Source organism: Pedobacter sandarakinus (genome assembly GCF_026240095.1).
Lineage (GTDB): Bacteria > Bacteroidota > Bacteroidia > Sphingobacteriales > Sphingobacteriaceae > Pedobacter > Pedobacter sandarakinus.
In genome coordinates, this window is the sequence record NZ_JAPIVG010000001.1 from 126,663 (window position 1) to 146,235 (window position 19,573).

At 39.5% G+C, this 19,573-nt stretch carries 17 protein-coding genes; 4 read left to right on the forward strand and 13 right to left on the reverse strand.

Annotation, left to right across the window (positions count from 1 at the left end):
• Window positions 1–155: 155 nt before the first annotated feature.
• From OQ268_RS00515 to sucD, 8 genes are all read right to left on the reverse strand, one after another.
• Complete coding sequence (locus OQ268_RS00515; protein ID WP_265854102.1) at window positions 156–2,114, reverse strand: SPFH domain-containing protein; 1,959 nt, start codon at window positions 2,112–2,114, stop codon at window positions 156–158.
• 471 nt (window positions 2,115–2,585) lie between these two features.
• Entirely contained in the window at window positions 2,586–2,858 is a 273-nt protein-coding gene (locus OQ268_RS00520; RefSeq protein ID WP_265854103.1) for a cysteine-rich CWC family protein, read from the reverse strand.
• Between the two features lie 206 nt (window positions 2,859–3,064).
• The gene (locus OQ268_RS00525) at window positions 3,065–5,449 is read right to left on the reverse strand and encodes a ribonucleoside-diphosphate reductase subunit alpha (RefSeq protein WP_265854104.1); all 2,385 of its coding nucleotides are present in this window, start codon (window positions 5,447–5,449) and stop codon (window positions 3,065–3,067) included.
• A 127-nt stretch (window positions 5,450–5,576) separates the two neighbouring features.
• Entirely contained in the window at window positions 5,577–6,548 is a 972-nt protein-coding gene (locus tag OQ268_RS00530) for a ribonucleoside-diphosphate reductase small subunit (RefSeq protein ID WP_265854105.1), read from the reverse strand.
• A 450-nt stretch (window positions 6,549–6,998) separates the two neighbouring features.
• The gene (locus OQ268_RS00535; RefSeq protein WP_265854106.1) at window positions 6,999–7,379 is read right to left on the reverse strand and encodes a septal ring lytic transglycosylase RlpA family protein; all 381 of its coding nucleotides are present in this window, start codon (window positions 7,377–7,379) and stop codon (window positions 6,999–7,001) included.
• A 143-nt stretch (window positions 7,380–7,522) separates the two neighbouring features.
• Window positions 7,523–8,026 (reverse strand): methionine-R-sulfoxide reductase, encoded by a 504-nt coding sequence (locus OQ268_RS00540; RefSeq protein ID WP_265854107.1) that lies wholly within the window; start codon window positions 8,024–8,026, stop codon window positions 7,523–7,525.
• Window positions 8,027–8,605: 579 nt separating this feature from the next.
• Complete coding sequence (locus OQ268_RS00545) at window positions 8,606–8,998, reverse strand: GxxExxY protein (protein WP_265854108.1); 393 nt, start codon at window positions 8,996–8,998, stop codon at window positions 8,606–8,608.
• Between the two features lie 337 nt (window positions 8,999–9,335).
• On the reverse strand, window positions 9,336–10,208 hold the full coding sequence (sucD, locus tag OQ268_RS00550) for a succinate--CoA ligase subunit alpha (RefSeq protein ID WP_265854109.1): 873 nt from the start codon (window positions 10,206–10,208) through the stop codon (window positions 9,336–9,338).
• 265 nt (window positions 10,209–10,473) lie between these two features.
• Between sucD and OQ268_RS00555 the strand changes: the two genes are divergently transcribed.
• Window positions 10,474–10,893: a cupin domain-containing protein gene (locus OQ268_RS00555; protein ID WP_265854110.1), complete on the forward strand. Its 420-nt coding sequence runs from the start codon at window positions 10,474–10,476 to the stop codon at window positions 10,891–10,893.
• A 252-nt stretch (window positions 10,894–11,145) separates the two neighbouring features.
• Entirely contained in the window at window positions 11,146–11,835 is a 690-nt protein-coding gene (locus OQ268_RS00560; RefSeq protein ID WP_265854111.1) for a VIT1/CCC1 transporter family protein, read from the forward strand.
• Between the two features lie 226 nt (window positions 11,836–12,061).
• Here the strand turns inward: OQ268_RS00560 and rlmF are convergent, their stop codons facing one another.
• From rlmF to truA, 5 genes are all read right to left on the reverse strand, one after another.
• Window positions 12,062–13,051 carry a 23S rRNA (adenine(1618)-N(6))-methyltransferase RlmF gene (gene rlmF, locus OQ268_RS00565; RefSeq protein ID WP_265854112.1) on the reverse strand — a complete coding sequence of 330 codons (990 nt, stop codon included), beginning with the start codon at window positions 13,049–13,051 and terminating at the stop codon, window positions 12,062–12,064.
• A gap of 182 nt (window positions 13,052–13,233) precedes the next feature.
• A complete protein-coding gene (gene dctA / locus OQ268_RS00570) occupies window positions 13,234–14,499 on the reverse strand; it encodes a C4-dicarboxylate transporter DctA (protein ID WP_265854113.1) in 1,266 nt (421 codons plus the stop codon).
• A 43-nt stretch (window positions 14,500–14,542) separates the two neighbouring features.
• Complete coding sequence (locus OQ268_RS00575) at window positions 14,543–15,571, reverse strand: isoaspartyl peptidase/L-asparaginase family protein (RefSeq protein WP_265854114.1); 1,029 nt, start codon at window positions 15,569–15,571, stop codon at window positions 14,543–14,545.
• A gap of 51 nt (window positions 15,572–15,622) precedes the next feature.
• Window positions 15,623–17,392, reverse strand: a complete 1,770-nt coding sequence (locus OQ268_RS00580) for an ABC transporter ATP-binding protein (RefSeq protein ID WP_265854115.1) — start codon at window positions 17,390–17,392, stop codon at window positions 15,623–15,625.
• 112 nt (window positions 17,393–17,504) lie between these two features.
• A complete protein-coding gene (truA, locus tag OQ268_RS00585) occupies window positions 17,505–18,260 on the reverse strand; it encodes a tRNA pseudouridine(38-40) synthase TruA (RefSeq protein ID WP_265854116.1) in 756 nt (251 codons plus the stop codon).
• Window positions 18,261–18,343: 83 nt separating this feature from the next.
• Between truA and OQ268_RS00590 the strand changes: the two genes are divergently transcribed.
• Window positions 18,344–18,817, forward strand: coding sequence for a DUF4293 domain-containing protein (locus tag OQ268_RS00590; RefSeq protein WP_265854117.1), 474 nt, complete (start codon window positions 18,344–18,346; stop codon window positions 18,815–18,817).
• A 69-nt stretch (window positions 18,818–18,886) separates the two neighbouring features.
• Complete coding sequence (locus tag OQ268_RS00595) at window positions 18,887–19,252, forward strand: DUF2200 domain-containing protein (protein ID WP_265854118.1); 366 nt, start codon at window positions 18,887–18,889, stop codon at window positions 19,250–19,252.
• Window positions 19,253–19,573: the final 321 nt, after the last annotated feature.

Here is a 19,573-nt window from a genome sequence, read left to right on the forward strand (position 1 = left end):
TTAGTGTTGATCTCCAAATATAAAAAACTATTACTAAAACGATTAACCAAATCCTAAATCCGCTTAACTTTAATGCAAAATGCGGGACTTTACTTTCGATGATATGTAAAAAGGCCTCGATTCTCATCAAAGCCTTTTTCAACTGTATCATAAGTCTATCCTATCCTGTCAGGCCCGGTCTTGGTTTCTATCATCTCAGTTACCGAAATGATATCATGGCGTTTTTCAGGGTCCATCAATTCCATCAACTTTAGACCAAGCAAACCATCCATTGCAGAACCGCCATTATTAGCGCCATTCCCGCCGATTAACACATCAGGTATGAGTTTCACATTTCCTTTAGACAATTCTTCAGTAATTTTATACCGCGTAAAGTTTTCTCCACCTAACGCTTTTACGGCAAGTTCATACGCTTCGGCTGTTGATTTACCTACGGCTAAAATTTTACCTGCCTCTGCACTACCTGTTAACGAAATTTGCTCCGCCTCGGCTGATGCCCGAAGCTTGATGGCTTCAGAATCTGCCTGCGCTCTTGCTTTGGTTGCTTCTGCCTCGGCATGTGCACGCATTTTGGTCGCTTCTGCCTCGGCACCAACGGCCAATTTCACGCCAGCTGCATCACCTTCCGATTTTTTTACGGTAGCACTCGCTGTTCTTTCCGCAATTTCGACACTTTGTTGTGCTTTAACTATGTCTTTTTGCATATCTGCAATGGCGGTTTCTTTCTCCATACCCTGCCTGGTTTCCTGGGCTTGTTTCTGGGTTTCGTAAGTTACCTTTTGCTCTTCTGCAATTTTTCTGTCAGTTAAAGTTTTCATCAAACTCTCTGGCGGAACAATGTCACCGATCAAGGTATCCACGGCATTAACATTATATTCATCGAGCACTTTGCGGATATGTTCCTTGGCAGATTCCTGACGCTCTTTACGTGTGCTTAGAAAAGCAATCACATCGCTTCCTTGTGCCGAGTTACGGAAATAGTTGCCAATGGTTGGCTCCAAAACCTGCGAAACCAAATTCACCATATTGCCAAACCTTGCAATCACTTTCGGGGCTTCCGTTGTAGGAACGTGAATAATCTGCGCAACATCTAAATTGAACGGAAAACCATCTTTAGAGCGCACGGTAATGGTGCAAAGGTTTTTATCTAAATTATGTGCCTCGCTCCGTGCCGAAGCCCAATTTAAAACCAGGTTGGTAGTGGGCACCAATTCAACTTTCATCACATATTTGTTTATTGGATACTTTCCTGGTCCGAGTGGTTCTAGCCAAACGCCCTTTGATCCCTTAGCTACAATATTTCCATGTTTGAAATCGGCACCGGTCAAATCACTTCCGTCGGTTCCAATAAATGAAATAACCACACCCACATAGCCAATAGCAATTTCGGTCATCGGGATCTCTTCCAATTGGATCGCCCATGGATTTAGGTTATAGGATCCAGCTAAAATAACTTGAGGTTGCAAACCACGGTTGCCTCCGCTCTTTATAAAAGCATCAAAATTCTGGAAGTTGTTATGCCCTTCTACAAGTTTGCCGGCGATTTGATTGGCCTCAATTGGCAAACCATCTAAGGTAGTCACAATCCCTACCATGCTCTCCTGAATACGGATCATATCTGTTACCGAAACCTGAAAAAGCATAGTATTGATACGGTAAGATCCGGAAGTGATGTACGAAGTCTGTCTACCTCGCTGACCACCATTTTCCAAAAACTTTACTGCGTCTTGGAAATTGTCGGAGTCTACCTTTTGTCCCAAAATGTTACCTGTAGGGATTTCGGCACCATCTTTTGCCATAATTAGTCCTATTTTTCCTTCGGGGATGATGGTAAAATGCTCCATCATAACACTGTACTGCCAAAACCACATCCCAAAGTATAAGCCGGGCGCCAACGTCTTTCCCTGAAAACCCGCTTCCCCTTTGATGGCAATAATTCGCCCATCGGGCAACTCTCGGTCCGAGCCGAAGAGCACAAATTTTTTGGTAATTAAACCGATTCTATCTTCGGGTACGATGACCATCCCAAACAGAAATCTTAAAATGTATTTGTATAAAACAATGCACAACAGTGCCACTAAAACCCACCAGTAATTAGAAATGAGCGTTTCCATAATCTTATATGTTTTCTATTTTTAAGCTTGATAAACCATTTATCAGGCAGCATGTTGATAGCAAATTGAATGCGGATCTGGCCGTTTTTAGGTGCCATTAGAAAATATATTATCTTCCGTTTTTTGACGTCAAATAGCTTAGGAGCAAGCGTATCTCGAAAATCTCACCTGCACTTGACTTGCTTAGAGATCATCTTTTAAACCCTACGAAAACATCAAAACTAACCCTTTAGGTTTAGGGGTGTTAACTCAGAACCTGATCAATATTATATCCTAATTTTTCGGTCTAAAAGATGCATGTTTTTGAATACAGAAAAATGTTTCAAAAACTATACAGCGCCTATTCAGTTCCTGGTTTGTAAACTGTTTGGCTGTGGATAGCTCCTATCTGAAAGCTGTTAGAGAATTCCATTTGCATGCAGCTATTGATGTAGATTGATCTTTTGTAATGAAGATGGTAGATTACTTTATTTAAAAGCCCATTTCGTCTCGGTATTCTTGCTGTAACTCAAATAAGCATTTTGCACAGAGGCAACCATCATGTTGCTCGGAAATATACTGCACCTCATTGATACTGAGCTGTACCACACTGCACTGGCATTTGGTGTAGGCATTTGCTTTACACTCGATAGCTGTTCCGCAACGTTCGCAAGGAATGATTTCGTGCTTGGTGTGTTTTTGAGTGTTCATAAGTTGAATGGTCATTAGTTCATTGGTGTTTGGTGCATCAAATGAATCAATCATTGTCTAACGAAGTATTGCGGTAAACAAAAGTAAGAACAAAAAAAAGGTTTCGAGCGTTTGCCCAAAACCTTGTGTATTTTATTGCTTTGCAATGTTCATCAGGTCATTTCCAATCATTCGAAATGTTTACTGGTTCAGTTGTTTTTGATGCATTATAAATGTATGTTTCAATGCAACATAAGTTGAACCAATGGCTAACAAATCTACTATCCAGAACAACTAATGCAACCTTCTTCCATTGAGCAAACTGGTCCGTCAACAATTTCTTCTGCAACCTGGTCTGCTGTCATTTGTGCTGGAATAACGGCTTCAATGGCTTTTCCGCCCTGGTTTTCTACTGTAAATTTAACCGCTTGCGATGCTGCTTGCGTACGTAGGTAGTACATTCCAGTTTTCAAACCTTTCTCCCATGCATAGAAATGCATTGAAGTTAACTTCGAAGTGTTAGGTGCATTTACAAACAAGTTTAACGATTGCGATTGACAGATATAAGCGCCACGATCTGCAGCCATGTCAATGATATTCCGCATTTTTATTTCCCAAACCGTTTTGTATAATTCTTTGATATAATCTGGAATAGATGGAATAGCCTGGATAGAACCATTAGCCAATATGATTTGGTTTTTCATATCGTTGTTCCATAAACCTAATGCAACTAAATCTTTTAAAAGGTGCTTGTTCACCACAACAAACTCTCCACTTAAAACACGACGTGTATAAATATTTGATGTATATGGTTCGAAGCACTCGTTGTTACCTAAAATTTGTGAAGTGGAAGCTGTTGGCATTGGCGCTACCAATAATGAATTGTAAACGCCGTCTTTTACCACTTTTTTACGTAAATCTTCCCAATCCCATCTTCCACTGTCTGGTGTTACATTCCATAAGTCGAACTGGAACTGACCTTTAGAAAGTGGAGAGCCTTTAAATGTTTGATATGCACCATTTTCAACTGCTAAATCGTGAGATGCCGTCATCGATGCAAAATAAATGGTTTCGAAGATATCTTTGTTCAAACGTTTTGCCTCATCGCTTTCGAAAGGTAAACGCATTAAGATAAACGCATCTGCCAAACCTTGTACACCTAACCCAACCGGACGGTGGCGCATGTTTGAGTTTTCTGCTTCCTGAACCGGATAGTAGTTATGGTCGATGATTTTGTTCAGGTTTAAAGTAGCCTGATAGGTAACATCGTATAATTTTTGATGATCAAATGCGCCATTAATTACGAAACGAGGTAAAGCCAATGAAGCCAAGTTACAAACCGCAACTTCATCTTTAGAAGTGTACTCGATAATTTCGGTACATAAGTTGGAACTCTTAATTGTACCGAGATTCTGTTGATTAGACTTACTATTAGCAGCATCTTTGAACAACATATAAGGTGTACCTGTTTCAATCTGCGAGTCTAAGATGGCGAACCAAAGCTCTTGTGCCTTGATGGTTTTACGTCCCCTGCCTTCAGCTTCGTATTTTGTATATAAGGCTTCAAACTCTTTTCCAAAACAATCTGCTAAACCTGGCGCTTCATGCGGACAGAATAAAGTCCAATCACCATTGTCTTTAACACGTTGCATAAACAAGTCGTTTATCCAAAGGGCATAAAATAAATCACGGGCACGCATTTCTTCTTTACCGTGATTTTTACGCAGGTCTAAAAACTCGAAAACATCAGCATGCCAAGGCTCTAAATAAATTGCAAAAGCACCTTTACGTTTACCTCCACCCTGATCTACATAACGGGCTGTATCATTAAATACACGCAACATTGGGATAATACCGTTACTTGTACCATTTGTACCTCCTATGTAAGAACCAGTAGCGCGGATATTGTGAATGCTTAAACCAATACCGCCAGCACTTTGAGAGATTTTTGCCGTTTGTTTTAAGGTATCATAAATTCCTTCAATGCTATCATCTTGCATGGTTAGCAAGAAGCATGATGACATTTGAGGTTTCGGTGTAGCTGCATTAAATAAGGTTGGTGTAGCATGTGTAAACCAACGCTCGCTCATTAGATTATAGGTTTTAATTGCACTTTCGATATCTTCTTTATGGATACCAACAGATACCCGCATAAATAAATGTTGTGGGCGCTCTACAATTTTACCATTAACTTTTAATAAATATGATTTCTCTAGGGTTTTGAAACCAAAATAATCGAAACCAAAATCGCGATCGTAGATAATAGAACTATCTAAAATATCGGCATTTTTTTCAATAATCTCATACACGTCATCAGCAATAAGTGGTGCTGCTTTTTGTGCTTTTGGGTCGAAGTACTCGTACAACATTTTCATCGTACCCGAGAATGATTTTGTGGTGTTTTTATGCAAATTGGAAACCGCAATACGTGAGGCTAACAAAGCATAATCTGGGTGTTTCGTTGTTAACGATGCCGCAGTTTCAGCCGCCAGGTTATCTAACTCTGAGGTAGTTACACCATCGTATAAACCCTCAATTACCTTTTTGGCAACATCAATCGGATCTACAAGATCGGCATTCAAGCTATAGCAAAGCTTTTGGATACGTGCCGTGATTTTGTCAAATTGCACCGCTTCTCTACGGCCATCTCTTTTTAGTACGAACATAATTTTTGAGATTTATTTTTTTTATCTAATCGTGATTAATAATCATCAAGACGCTTATTCACATTTATATTTTTTTCCTGGTACGAAGCAACAAGACTTCAAACCATCAATCGTTAACTATTAAGCTTTAGAAGTCTTCATCCAGAGAAAACGCCTGCGCTTTATTATCGGCAGAAGTTAATACGCCACTTTTTTGATAATCGCCAACGCGTTTCTCGAAGAAATTGGTTTTTCCTTGCAAAGAAATCATCTCCATAAAATCGAAAGGATTGGTGGCGTTATAAATTTTCTTGTAGCCTAATTCCTGTAACCACCTGTCGGCAACAAACTCAATATATTGACTCATTAACTTAGCATTCATGCCAATTAGCGCAACTGGCAAAGCATCAGTAACAAATTCTTTCTCAATTTCAACTGCGTCGCTGATGATCGAATGAACTTGCTCTTCACTTAATTTATTGCTTAACATGCTATACAATAAACAAGCAAATTCGCAGTGAGAACCTTCATCTCTTGAAATTAACTCATTACTGAAAGTTAAACCCGGCATCAAGCCGCGTTTCTTTAGCCAAAAAATTGAACAAAAACTTCCGCTAAAGAAGATACCCTCTACTGCAGCAAATGCCACCAAGCGTTCTGCAAAAGTTCCGTTATCTATCCAACGTAAAGCCCATTCTGCCTTTCTTTTTACAGCGGGCACGGTATCAATAGCATGAAACAATCTATCTTTCTCTTCTGGATCTTTGATATAGGTATCAATTAATAATGCATAGGTTTCGGCATGGATGTTTTCCATCATAATTTGGAAACCGTAGAAACAACGTGCTTCAGGCAACTGCACCTCGCTCATAAAATTCACAGCCAGGTTTTCGTTTACGATGCCATCACTAGCAGAGAAGAAGGCAAGAATGTGAGAAATAAAATGTCTTTCTCCATCATTTAAACTATCCCAGTGTTTTTGATCATCAGACAGATCAATTTCTTCTGCTGTCCAAAAACTTGCTTCAGTTTTTTTATACATTTCCCAAATAGCTGGGTATTTAATGGGTAATAATACAAACCTGTCTTTGTTCTCTTGTAGTAATAATTCTTGTTCCATACCTGATACTTATTTCTTCTATTTAAACAGAGCCGACAAAACCACGCATCCATCAATTTTAATATGATGATTGAAATGTTTTGTATTAAAACTCTAGTGAAAGTGCTAACCCTTGCATTTGGCAAACAACTGAGTTATTAGTCGAGAAAATTTATATCGTTATCAGAGAGATATACCTGTAAATTACTAAAAACTAAGCTTTTATATTTGTTTTCAAGCGCAAGAAGTTAAAGAACTTTGTTATAACAAATATATAGAAGCAGGCCGTTTTTTGTGAACCAAAGTTGTTAACACTACCATGAAACTGGTGGATAAAACAATCAGCTAAATATCATTTTTAAGCAAAAAAAAAGCTAATTGTTTCTTTTCAAGGGTTTAGCAAACAGAAATTAGTGTTAATAACTTAAATCGGAGTTGTAAACCGACTGTAAATTAGAGCAAAATGGTGTATTACTCTACAGTATAACTAAGCTTAACCTTAGCAACACCTTTGCTGTAGATACCGATCTGTTTAGCAGCACTTTCGGATAGATCTATAGCCAGTTTTTTTGAGAAAGGACCACGATCGTTTACCTTTACGACAACTGATTTTCCGTTATCAGGATTAGTTACTGTGATCATGGTACCGAATGGCAAAGTGCGGTGGGCGGCAGTAAGTTTTTTAGCCCGATATTTTGCGCCGCTTGTAGTTCGGCGGCCTTCGAATTTTCTGTGGTAATAAGTGGCGAGAACTGTTTTTTTAATACTATCAGGCTCGTTTGATGAACCATCAGTTTGTGCTTTACCTTGTAAAAACAGGAAACAAATACTTAATAGCAGAAAATACTTCATAGGCTAAAATTTCTTTATCGAGCCTGCAAATATAAGCATTTAGTTTATAATCAATAAATTGTGGAAAAGTGAAGGAAATACTGGCAGCAAAAAAGGCGTGCAACTTGATGTTACACGCCTCTACCTAACCCATCTATTCCACCTTATTTCTTATCAGGAACGAAATTCATTGAGATTGAGTTTACGCAATGACGGGTGTCTTTATTTGTAAATCCTTCTCCCAAAAATACGTGCCCTAAGTGAGCCTTACAGTTCGCACAAACAATCTCTGTTCTCGATCCATCCGGATCAGGAATGCGCTTAACGGCACCTTTAATTTCGTCATCAAATGCTGGCCAACCACAGCGAGCATCAAATTTACTTTCAGAACGGTACAATGGTGCATCGCAACGTTTACAGGTATAGGTACCTTTTTCTGTTGTATGCTCATACTTACCTGTACCAGGATATTCTGTTCCTTTATTAACAATTACGCGTTCTTCTTCTGGTGTTAATGTATTCCAATTCATTTTTTTCTTTGCTATAATGTTTTCTGGTTGCGTTGTCGATTTGGTTTCTTTCTTTTCTTGCTTTTGTGCACATGCAGATAAAGCTGTAACTAACACAACAGCCGTGACCAAAAATAGTTTATTTAACATCGTTCTCATACCACAATATACGCCATAAATTTAACTTTGGTTTGCTGGCTTAAGGGTTTGGCTTAGTGTTTACAAAGGGATGATATTTGAAGTCTTTTACCACAGAAATAAGGATTTTTTTTTTGCATCAGAAATATATGCCACGGAAGACACAGAATCGATTTTTTATGGAATAAATGCCTTAAGTATTTTGCCACGGAAACACGGAAGACACGGAATTAATTTTTCAAAGAATAACTGCATCAAGTAGTTATGCCACGGAAACATGGATGACACGGAATTGATTTTCTATAGAATAAATGCCTCAAGTATTTTTGCCACGGAAACACGGAAGACACAGAATCGATTTTTTATGGAATAAATGCCTTAAGTATTTTGCCACGGAAACACGGAAGACACGGAATTAATTTTTCAAAGAATAACTGCATCAAGTAGTTATGCCACGGAAACATGGATGACACGGAATTGATTTTTTATAGAATAAATGCCTCAAGTATTTTGCTACCGAAACACGGAAGACACGGAATTAGTTTTTTAGAGAATAACTGCATCAAGCATTTATACCGCGGAAGACACAGAATTAATTTTTTAAAGAATAACACGCCGGATTTCTAAAGTTGGTTTACCAAAGTTTAAAACTAAGCCAACTTTGCATTCAGAGCATTTTAAATAGTTTATAGCCTGAGCCAAATCTTCATTCGCAATGCCACTTTTAGCTTTAATTTCTAGGATTACAGAGTCGAATATTATAAAATCAGCGTAAAAACTATGAGGTAATAAAACATCTTTATAGTAAACTGGGTAGTGTTTTTCTCGCTCAAAGAAATATCCTCGGCTTTCCAACTCAATATAAAGTGCATCTTTGTAAACAATTTCCAAAAATCCACTACCTAAATGTTTGTGAACTTCAATTGCAACATTGATAATTAAATCGGTTTCATTTTTATAGGGAAGATTATCTTGTCTTATTCGATAATCCATAAAAGATAATTTTAAACTAATCTACCAAAAATCTCAAAATTCATCCTTTTTCTTTTCCGTGTATTCCGTGTTTCCGTGGCAATCACTTTGTAAACAATTTCCTAAAGCCCACTACCTTAATGTTTGTGAACTTCAATTGCAGCATTGATAATTAAATCGGTTTCATTTTTATAGGGAAGATTATCTTGTCTTATTTGATAATCCATAAAAGATAATTTTAAACTAATCTACCAAAAATCTCAAAATTCATCCTTTTTCTTTTCCGTGTATTCCGTAGCAACAAAAAAAGCGTCCCGAATTTAATCGAAACGCTTTTCGCTATATAGACTTTAAAACCTTACTTTGCTAACTCTTCTGCCATTGCAGCGCCAATCTCAGCAGGACTTTCTACAACACGAATACCACACTCACGCATGATTTTCATTTTGGCCGCAGCAGTATCGTCTGCACCGCCAACAATTGCACCTGCATGCCCCATTCTGCGTCCTGGAGGCGCTGTTTGGCCAGCAATGAAACCTACAACAGGCTTAGTGCCGTTTTCTTTGATCCATTTTGCTGCGTCGGCTTCCATACCACCACCAATTTCACCAATCATAATGATGCCGTGGGTTTCTGGATCGTTCATTAATAACTTAACCGCTTCAACAGTTGGCGTACCAATAATTGGATCGCCTCCGATACCAATTGCTGTAGTAATACCTAAACCAGCTTTAACAACCTGATCTACCGCCTCGTAAGTTAAGGTTCCTGATTTGGAAACCACACCCACATTACCCTTTTTGAAAATAAAGCCTGGCATGATACCAATTTTTGCTTCATCTGCAGTAATAATACCTGGGCAATTAGGGCCGATTAACGTAACATCACGATCGGAAATATATTCTTTTACCTGGATCATGTCCTTAGTAGGAATGCCCTCAGTAATACAAACAATTACTTTAATACCACCTTCGGCAGCTTCCATAATCGCATCGGCAGCAAAAGCCGGCGGAACGAAAATGATAGATACATTTGCTCCTGTTTTATCAACAGCATCTTTAACAGTATTAAAAACAGGCTTATCTAAATGCATTTGCCCACCTTTGCCAGGGGTAACACCACCAACTACGTTTGTACCGTATGCAAGCATCTGCTCAGCATGGTAAGTTCCTTCGTTTCCGGTAAAACCCTGAACGATAACCTTAGAATCTTTATTTACTAAAACGCTCATGTATCAATTTTTTTGTGCAAAGCTAATATTATTGCGGGGAAAGTCAAACCGAAAAGCATAATATTTACCTGGTATGACTAGGAAATTTCGCTTAAAAGCATTCGACCAATTTCTGAAACTGCATCGCTAATGCCCCGAGCCTGGCAACTTAAATATCAAGACAAAGTTGGGCAGCTAAATGATTAAGTACAAATAATGGGAAGTTGCTTCGATAGATGTGACCAATTGATAATCTAGTTACTAAATAAATAGTAAATTAGAACCAATGAAATACATCCTGATACTAAGTGTTATGTTATTACTATCTGTCGAAATGACTTCTGCTCAAAACACAGATACAATAAAGTACATTCTTGAAAACGACCTACAGATTGCCAAGAAGGAGCCTGGAACCCATGCAGGTGGCGGAGAAACAATTGGTTTTAGCTTTTTTGCCGACGCTAAAAACCTTAAAACAGTATTCAAAAAGCGAATACTAAAGCCCGGTTCTGCCATTGGTTACCACCTTCAAAAGGAAGATGAGATCTACTATATTCTTCGAGGTTTTGGTGTAATGCAAATGGATGGAAAAACTTTTCAAGTAAAGCCAGGCGATGCCATATTAACAAGACCGGGTAGTTCGCACGGCATAAGACCCCAAACTGAGCAGGATTTGGAGATTATGATTGTTTATGAGAAAAAGTAGCTTTCCAAATGATATAACTGCAAATTTTGGAACATCGCTAATTTTGCTGCGTTTTATTGGGAATGATGATTAATCAATCCATCATTTCGAGCGAAGCCTAGAAATCTAGCATGTAAGTAGAGATAGGCGTTATGGTCGGGATGATGAGGTAGGTAGATTTTCCTGCCCAAATTAAGATTGAAATAAACATAACCATGCCCTTACATGAGACATGTTTTCTTAAATTGCGTATGATAATCTGTAGGTACAACAATGGAACTAGAAAAGCACTATACGAACAGGACTGGATGGCTAAGGGCAGCAGTATTGGGGGCAAACGACGGCATCATTTCAACATCGAGCTTAGTGATTGGCGTTGCTGCGGCAAGCGATACCCGGAGTCCGATTGTGCTGGCGGCACTTGCAGGTCTGATTGCCGGGGCACTTTCGATGGCTGCGGGCGAATATGTGTCAGTAAGTTCGCAGGCCGACCTGGAAAAGGCCGACATTGAGCGAGAACGAAGAGAACTTGAGATGATGCCCGAGGTTGAATTGAACGAGCTTGCTAAAATTTACGTAGCGCAAGGTTTAGATGAAGATTTAGCTATGAAGGTTGCGATACAATTTAGTGAGAAAGATGCACTTGGTGCGCACATGCGTGATGAATTAGGAATTACCCCGCACTCGCAACCCATGCCTTTACAGGCTGCACTGGCATCTGGCGCCTCGTTTATTAGCGGTGGCATTTTACCTTTTTTGGTTGCGCTTTTGGCGCCTATACCATCAATGGTATTCTACCAATATGGTTTTGCTATTGTCTTCCTGGCACTTTCTGGTGCAATAGCAGCTAAAGCTGGCGGCGCTGCCATGTTGAAAGGTATTATAAGAATTTGCTTCTGGGGTACAGTAGCAATGGGGGTAACAGCTTTAGCAGGTTATATTTTCGATGCAAAAACGAGGTAATCCTGAACATTAGGATAGGAATAGTAGCAGTAAAATAACTTTAATAAACCGGATTGAAGTGGCATCCTTTTTTGTTGACGATAACATGCTGGAATGCACAAGAAAGAAATAATTTAGCCTGACAGAACTTGATACCACAAAAGTTGCAAAAAAGATAAAACGAAAAGCCGGAGTAACGTTAATTGTTGCTCCGGCCTTGCTTTACAGCTATTTAAACAAACTGAATTTATTTTCTCTGGGCCTTTGTTTCCATTTTCCAACCCTTTGCCCACTCGGCTTGCGCATATTCGTCTTGATAGGTCCATGCCACAAACCTGCTAATTTTTTGTCCTTGGCTCATGGTTACCGTACGCACCTCGAATGCGTTTGCGTTAACTAAAGCGTTATAAATGCTTTTTAGGTTTGCACTTTTAGAAACTAGTGAAGTAAACCAAAGAACTTGATTTTTGATTTGGGCACTTTGTATAATCATTTGCTCTACAAAGGCACGTTCGCCACCAGGGCACCAAAGTTCGGCCTTGTTGCCGCCAAAATTAAGCACGTGTTTAACTTCTTTCTCTTTACCACCCAGGTTGCGCCATTTTAACCGCGTACCTTGTTCGGCTTCCTTTAACGAAGCGTGGAAAGGTGGGTTGCATACTACTGCATCGAACCGTTCTTTGCCGCCCACAACACCTCTAAAGATGCCCATTTTAGACGATTGCTGACGGATCTCGATAGCGCCTTGCAAAGGTTTATTTGCCTCGATAATCCTTTTTGCAGAATCTACTGAAAGTGGGTCGATTTCTGAGCCTACGAAGTTCCAACCATATTCCTGATGGCCAATAATTGGGTAAATGCAGTTGGCACCCACACCAATATCAAGCACGTTTATCCCGGCACCTTTGGGATTGTTGCCGCTATTGCTAGACCCCAATAAATCGGCTACGTAATGGATATAATCTGCCCGGCCGGGTATTGGCGGACAAAGGAAATCTTTGGGAATATCCCACTGGGAAATATTGTAGTAGTGTTTCAATAATGCTCGGTTGAGTGCCTTAACAGCACTTTGATCGGCAAAATCGATTGATTCATCGTTATGCTCGTTTTTAAAAACAAAACGCTTTAGATCTTTGGAGGTTGCGGTAAGTTGCTTAAAATTGTAACGCGAACGGTGCTTGTTGCGTGGATGTAACTCGCTTTTTTCTTTGCGGTTATTTTGTTCTTCTTGGCCCAATGTGATATGGTTTAATTAAACATGCTGTGTGCATGTTTCTGCCACAAAGGTAATTAAAAGATGTAAGCTTTTGCACAGCCAAGATGTCGAAGACCCTTGTATATTTTGTTTTTACACGCTGGCAGGCTAACTAAACCAGGGATGTGCGAACAACAAAAATCTAAATAGAATTAATGAGGGAATTAATTTTCTTCTGTTTTTTCGATTGTAGCAGGCTTGATTGCTTGGAGGTATTTCTGTTCGTCGAACTGTTTTTCGCTCTTCGCAATAACAATTGTAGCCACACCATTACCTATTACGTTGGTAATTGCCCTGGCTTCGCTCATAAATCTATCTACACCTATTAAAATGGAGATATGCTCTATAGGCATAATTTTGAGTGCAGTTAAGGTGGATACTAAAACAATAAAGCCACTGCCAGTTACACCAGCCGCACCTTTAGAGGTAACCATTAAAACACCCAATACTGTTACTTGCTGACCGATGGATAAGTCGACATGGAAAACCTGGCAGAGAAAGATTACAGCCATGGCCAGATAAATGGCTGTACCATCGAGGTTGAAAGAATAGCCTGTAGGGATAACTAAACCAACCACCGATTTATCGCAGCCGATGGCTTCCATTTTTTGCATCATGCTGGGCAATGCCGATTCTGATGATGATGTACCTAAGACGATTAAGATTTCCTGACGGATGTATTTTAAATACTGCCAAAGGCTAAAATTGTAATAGCGACAAATACCATTTAAAATTACGAAGATGAATAAGATGCAAGTTAAATATACCGAACCCATTAACTTCGCCATGCCGAAAATACTATCTAAGCCATGTGTGCCGATGCTGAAAGCCATGCCACCAAACGCACCAATGGGTGCTAGGCGCATAATCACTTTCATTATTTTGAAAAGCACTTTAGAAATTTTATCGAATGCGTTTAAAACAGATGCGCCTTCTCCACCAAGCTTATTTAAGCCATAGCCAAATAAAATGGCGAAGAGTAATATTTGCAAGATGTTGCCTTCGGCGAAAGAACCAATAATATTATGAGGGATGATGTGAAGAAAAAATTCTGCCCAATTCATGTCCTTTGCTTGCTCGGCATAGCCTGCTACCTGACCTGTATTTTCAGTTTTAGCCACCATACCCGCTCCAGGTTTAAGTACATTAGCCACCAACAAACCAATTGCAATAGCTACCGTACTTACAACTTCGAAATATAAAAGCGCCTTACCACCTACCCTACCTACTTTTTTCATGTCTCCCATGTGGGCAATACCCAGCACAATGGTAAAAAAGATGATGGGTGCAATAAGCATACTAATCAGGTTGATGAAACCCTGACTGATCAATTTAGCAGACGGCGCAAAACCCGGAAAATAAGCGCCGACCAATATGCCTATGGTTATGGCGATAAGCACCTGGAAAGTTAAATTGGAAAGCAGCTTCATAAAATAAATTAAGGGATAAATGTGGTGTGATTTTAATGATATACTATTTATAAATACTTACTTCTACTTTACCATCAGCAGTAACTGCACCTCGGTACATACCTTCGGTATTAAAAGGCATGGCGATATTTCCCTTTTTATCCAGGGCAATTAAACCGCCATCGCCGCCCATTTTGTCAACTTTATCTAGCGCAATTTTGGAAGCTTCGCTAACAGACAGTCCTTTATATTCCATTAGATCGGAGATGGTTTTCGCTACCACGTTACGGATATAAAATTCGCCCCAGCCTGTTGCAGAAATACCTGCAGTTTCATTATTACAATACGTTCCGGCACCAATAAGTGGAGCATCGCCAACGCGACCATATTTTTTATTGGTCATACCTCCGGTAGATGTTCCAGCAGCCAAATTTCCTGCCTGATCGAGTGCTACACAGCCGACTGTACCAAATTTATAATCGTGGTTGATAGTGCCTAATAGTTCTGATTTTTTGCTACCATGATCTAACACGGCTTTAGTAGAATCTGCTTTAATGGCCTGTTGCAAGCCATCCCAGCGTTCTTTGGTCCAAAAGTATTTAGGATCTACAGTTTCTAAACCTGCCTCTTTCGCAAATAAATCGGCACCTGCGCCGACCAACATTACATGTTCTGATTTTTCCATCACAGCCCTTGCTGCAGAAATCGGATTTTTAATGGTGGTTACCCCTGCAACAGCTCCCGCCATTAACGTTTTGCCATCCATAATTGCCGCATCGAGTTCGTTCCTACCTTCGTGAGTAAAAACCGCCCCTTTGCCTGCATTAAAATGCGGATCATTCTCCATCACATGAATAGTTGCTTCCACGGCATCTAAACAACTTTTCCCAGCTTTAATTTGTGCATAACCTGTTTCGAGTGCTTTAGTAAGCACGGCGATATACGCAGCTTCCCGCTCTGGGGTCATGTTCTTTTTCAAAATGGTTCCGGCACCACCGTGAATTACCATTACATATTTCTTCTGCTGGGAATATGTCTGGCAAACAAGTAGCAAGAGGCAACCTAAAATGCTGAAGCTGATTTTTTTGATCATCAGAATAAATTTAGGTTGGTAAATTAAGAAATTCTTACGTGATTAAGGAAATTAAGCTTTGGCAATTCCCGCCGACGAAAATTGGAGATCGTAAAGCTTTTTATAATAACCATTTAGCCTCAATAATTCTTGGTGTGTCCCTTTTTCTTTGATTTCGCCTTTATCTAGCACAATAATTTGATTGGCTTTCTGAATGGTAGAAAGGCGATGGGCAATGACGATTGAGGTTCTGCCATCCATCAAATTATCAATGGCTTTCTGGATAAGAAGTTCGGTTTCGGTGTCTACAGATGAGGTAGCTTCATCTAGAACCAGGATTGCCGGATTATGCACCAATGCCCTGATAAAAGAGATGAGTTGTGCCTGCCCTGCAGATAATGTAGCACCACGTTCCATCACATTATACTGATACCCTCCTGGCAAACGCTCGATGAATTCATGAGCACCCACTTTCTTAGCAGCATTGACTACTTCTTCGATCGTGATTTCGGGGTTATTTAGTGTAATGTTATTTAAAATTGTATCAGAAAATAAGAATACATCCTGCAGAACAGTGGCAATATTGCTACGCAGGTAGTTCAATTCAAAATCTTGAATCCGGATACCATCAACAGTGATGCTTCCCCGTTCTACCTCGTAAAAGCGGTTTAGAATGTTTATGGTAGAAGATTTGCCTGCGCCCGTTGCGCCAACGAGTGCAACTGTGTCGCCTGCTTTTACATCGAAAGTAAGATCTTTGAGCACATAGCTTTCTTCATTATAGGCAAACCACACGTTTTTAAATTCAATGTTGCCTTCTAATTTTTGTGGCATTTGGCGGCCTTCGTTAATGGTAGCTTCATCGGTATCTAAAACCTTAAAAACACGCTCGGCTCCCACCATTCCCATTTGAAGGGTGTTAAACTTATCTGCCAGTTGGCGGATAGGCGTAAACACCATACCCAGATACATTATAAATTGTGTAATGGTACCTGGCGTAACATCCAACGGTTTAGCCAAAATACTTTTTGCACCATACCACACCAGTAAACCTAAAGACATGGCAGAGATTAATTCTACAACTGGAAAAAATATCGAGTAGTACCAATTAGAACGGATATTGGCATCGCGGTAGCGTTTGTTGATGGCATAAAACTTTTTGTATTCTTGTCTTTCTCGGGCAAAGTATTGCACAATGGAAACACCAGTAATGTGTTCTTGTAAAAATGTGTTCAGGTTCGATACTTCATTTCTGATTTCCTGAAACGCAACCTTGATGGCTTTTTGGAACTTCCGGGTAGCTATAATTAATAAAGGAATAGGCAATAGCACCACTAAACTCAACTCCCAATCAGTAGCTAGCATTACACCTATAATTACCACCACCTGTAAAGAATCGCCAATCATCGATATTAATCCTTCAGAGAAAATATCGGCAATGGTTTCCAGATCTGAAACTGTTCTTGTAATTAACTGGCCTATGGGCGTTTTATCGAAGTATTTAAGCCTTAAATTGGTGATGTGATTAAAAACCCTGACTCTTAAATCGCGGATAACAGACTGCCCAAGGGTGTTGGTAAGCAAGGTGTGGTTATATTGGATCAGTGTCTGAAGAATCAGCATGAAAATCATCAACATGGTGATGTTGACCAAGCCTGAATAGTTTCCGCTGATAATATAATGGTCTAGGGTATATTTAATTAAGAAAGGCCTAACCGGAGAAATTGCCGCCAGCAGCACAGTTAGAATAACTGACCAAATAAACACTGCACGATAAGGCTTTACGTATTGAAAAATACGTTTCAGTAGTCCGGTATTGTAAACATCTCCTGTTACCGCCATATTTATAGTTTAAATTGTGAGGTTAAGGGTTTAAGGTCCTGTATACCTTACATAAAGTTCAAAAAAGCTTCGAGATTATCCTGTAAAGCAAATTTCACCTTACATCTTTACCTCATTCTGTTAGGTAAGGATACGCTACCTTAACCAGATATAAACCGCAAGCAGGAACCGATTGACCAGCATTACTCCTGTTTTTACTTTCTATAATTGCTTTAAAATCGTCTAAATTAATTTCATGCTTGCCTACACGTACCAAAGTGCCCATAATTGCCCTTACCATGTTTCTAAGAAAACGATCTGCTTCAATGTAGAAAACCAAACCGTCATCACAAGTTTCGAAAACTGCCTTTGTGATGGTGCAATTATTGGTAAACGTTTGGGTATTCGATTTACTAAAACAAGAAAAATCGGTATAACCTAATAACACGTCAGCCGCTTTATTCATTGCATTCAGGTCTAAATGATCTTTTAATAACCACGATCGGTTCAATTTAAAAGGATCTTTCTCGAAATGAAGGTAATACTGGTAAGCCCTTGCGGTAGCATCGAAACGGGCATGCGCATCTTGATGTACGCTGAATATCTTTTTAACTGCTATTTGATAAGGCAACAGTGCATTAACGCCCGCCACGGCATTCGTCACTTTATTTTCCTCTAAATCTACAACATCAAAATGCGCATAAAAATCTTTTGCATGTACACCAGCATCTGTTCTGCCACACCCTAAGGTTTCGATAGGTTGCCTAAAAACGGTAGACATTGCCCCATCTAGCAACTCTTGAACCGTAAGCGCATTGGGCTGAGTTTGCCAGCCGTGATATAAGCTGCCATCGTACGCGATTTGTATGAAATACCGTTTTTTATTCAAAGCGATGCAAAAATACTTTTTTACTTTTATTCATGATGTTGTAAATCGGAATTAAATATATTTGTCGCAAATATTTGATGAACATGATACAAAGAATACAGACGATTTGGTTTTTCTTGGCCGCATTAATACTTGTTTTGATGATTTTTTTGCCGATCCTCGTTTCAAACGACCAGCATGGAACCACTTTACCGCTACTTTATACACAAGGATTTGCAGCCAGTTGGGATGCCGGGGAATTTGTTGCTGTGAAAATTGAGCCTACCTATCCGCTGTTGCTTACTAACGTCGGCTTAGCGGTGATCTGTTTAGTTAACATTTTTAATTTCCGCAATAGAACCCTCCAGAAGAAGGTAGCTATTTCAACTATTATACTTATTATTGGTTTTGCATTCTGGTGCAGTGTGTACGCAAAACAACTTCCTGGCGGAATTGAAAATGCAAATTTCGGTGCAGGCGCATATATGCCTGCATTGGCTATTCTCTTTATCGTATTGGGCATTTTTGGGATTAATAAAGACGAGCGCCTGATTCGATCGGCAGAAAGACTACGCTAGTTACGTAAGGGAAACAACTTTTGAATATTTGGATATTAGACCGCGATAGCCATAACCTAACAGACTGATATGGAGGCAACTGTAGCACAAAACGAAAAAATTGCCAAGATGACCTTTTCATCTGTATACCCCCACTACTTAACGAAAGTGGAGAAGAAAGGTAGAACAGTTGATGAGTTGCATGAAGTGATTACCTGGCTAACAGGTTATGATGAAAAAGCAATTAAGGCATTAATTGACCAGAAGGTAACATTTAAGGAATTTTTTGACCAAGCTACGCTGAACCCGAACGCGACGCTAATTACAGGTACTATTTGCGGTTACAAAATTGAACAAATTGAATTTCCATTGACTAGGCAGGTGAGGTATTTAGATAAGCTGGTTGATGAATTGGCAAAAGGCAAGAAAATGGAAAAGATTTTAAGGGGTGCCTGATTTAAACATTTTTGACAAGCTTAAGCCTGACCATACCTTGCATGGTTGATTTGCCCTGGCAAAATATTCTAGAAAAACCGGTGTGAAACCGTATAATACGCTTCGCCAACCTTAAATACTGATCAAATCATCATAACTAATGTTGCACCCTGCATGCGAAACAGACAATAAAGCGACTGTCTAAGGTTAATTAGCCCCGATTGAGCGGAAATACTTTTTGAACTGCAACAACCTAAAGATAGCAACTGCCGAATGTACCAAATGGACTAAGTAATTTCCGCAGCCGATTGGCAAAAAGATTGAAGTAAAAGCGGGACTTTC

Coding starts and splice junctions, on each gene's coding strand:
- OQ268_RS00515 (WP_265854102.1), bottom strand. CDS start 2,114: ATGGAAACGCTCATTTCTAATTACTGGTGGGTTTTAGTGGCACTGTTG.
- OQ268_RS00520 (WP_265854103.1), bottom strand. CDS start 2,858: ATGATTGATTCATTTGATGCACCAAACACCAATGAACTAATGACCATT.
- OQ268_RS00525 (WP_265854104.1), bottom strand. CDS start 5,449: ATGTTCGTACTAAAAAGAGATGGCCGTAGAGAAGCGGTGCAATTTGAC.
- OQ268_RS00530 (WP_265854105.1), bottom strand. CDS start 6,548: ATGGAACAAGAATTATTACTACAAGAGAACAAAGACAGGTTTGTATTA.
- OQ268_RS00535 (WP_265854106.1), bottom strand. CDS start 7,379: ATGAAGTATTTTCTGCTATTAAGTATTTGTTTCCTGTTTTTACAAGGT.
- OQ268_RS00540 (WP_265854107.1), bottom strand. CDS start 8,026: ATGAGAACGATGTTAAATAAACTATTTTTGGTCACGGCTGTTGTGTTA.
- OQ268_RS00545 (WP_265854108.1), bottom strand. CDS start 8,998: ATGGATTATCGAATAAGACAAGATAATCTTCCCTATAAAAATGAAACC.
- sucD (WP_265854109.1), bottom strand. CDS start 10,208: ATGAGCGTTTTAGTAAATAAAGATTCTAAGGTTATCGTTCAGGGTTTT.
- OQ268_RS00555 (WP_265854110.1), top strand. CDS start 10,474: ATGAAATACATCCTGATACTAAGTGTTATGTTATTACTATCTGTCGAA.
- OQ268_RS00560 (WP_265854111.1), top strand. CDS start 11,146: ATGGAACTAGAAAAGCACTATACGAACAGGACTGGATGGCTAAGGGCA.
- dctA (WP_265854113.1), bottom strand. CDS start 14,499: ATGAAGCTGCTTTCCAATTTAACTTTCCAGGTGCTTATCGCCATAACC.
- OQ268_RS00575 (WP_265854114.1), bottom strand. CDS start 15,571: ATGATCAAAAAAATCAGCTTCAGCATTTTAGGTTGCCTCTTGCTACTT.
- OQ268_RS00580 (WP_265854115.1), bottom strand. CDS start 17,392: ATGGCGGTAACAGGAGATGTTTACAATACCGGACTACTGAAACGTATT.
- OQ268_RS00590 (WP_265854117.1), top strand. CDS start 18,344: ATGATACAAAGAATACAGACGATTTGGTTTTTCTTGGCCGCATTAATA.
- OQ268_RS00595 (WP_265854118.1), top strand. CDS start 18,887: ATGGAGGCAACTGTAGCACAAAACGAAAAAATTGCCAAGATGACCTTT.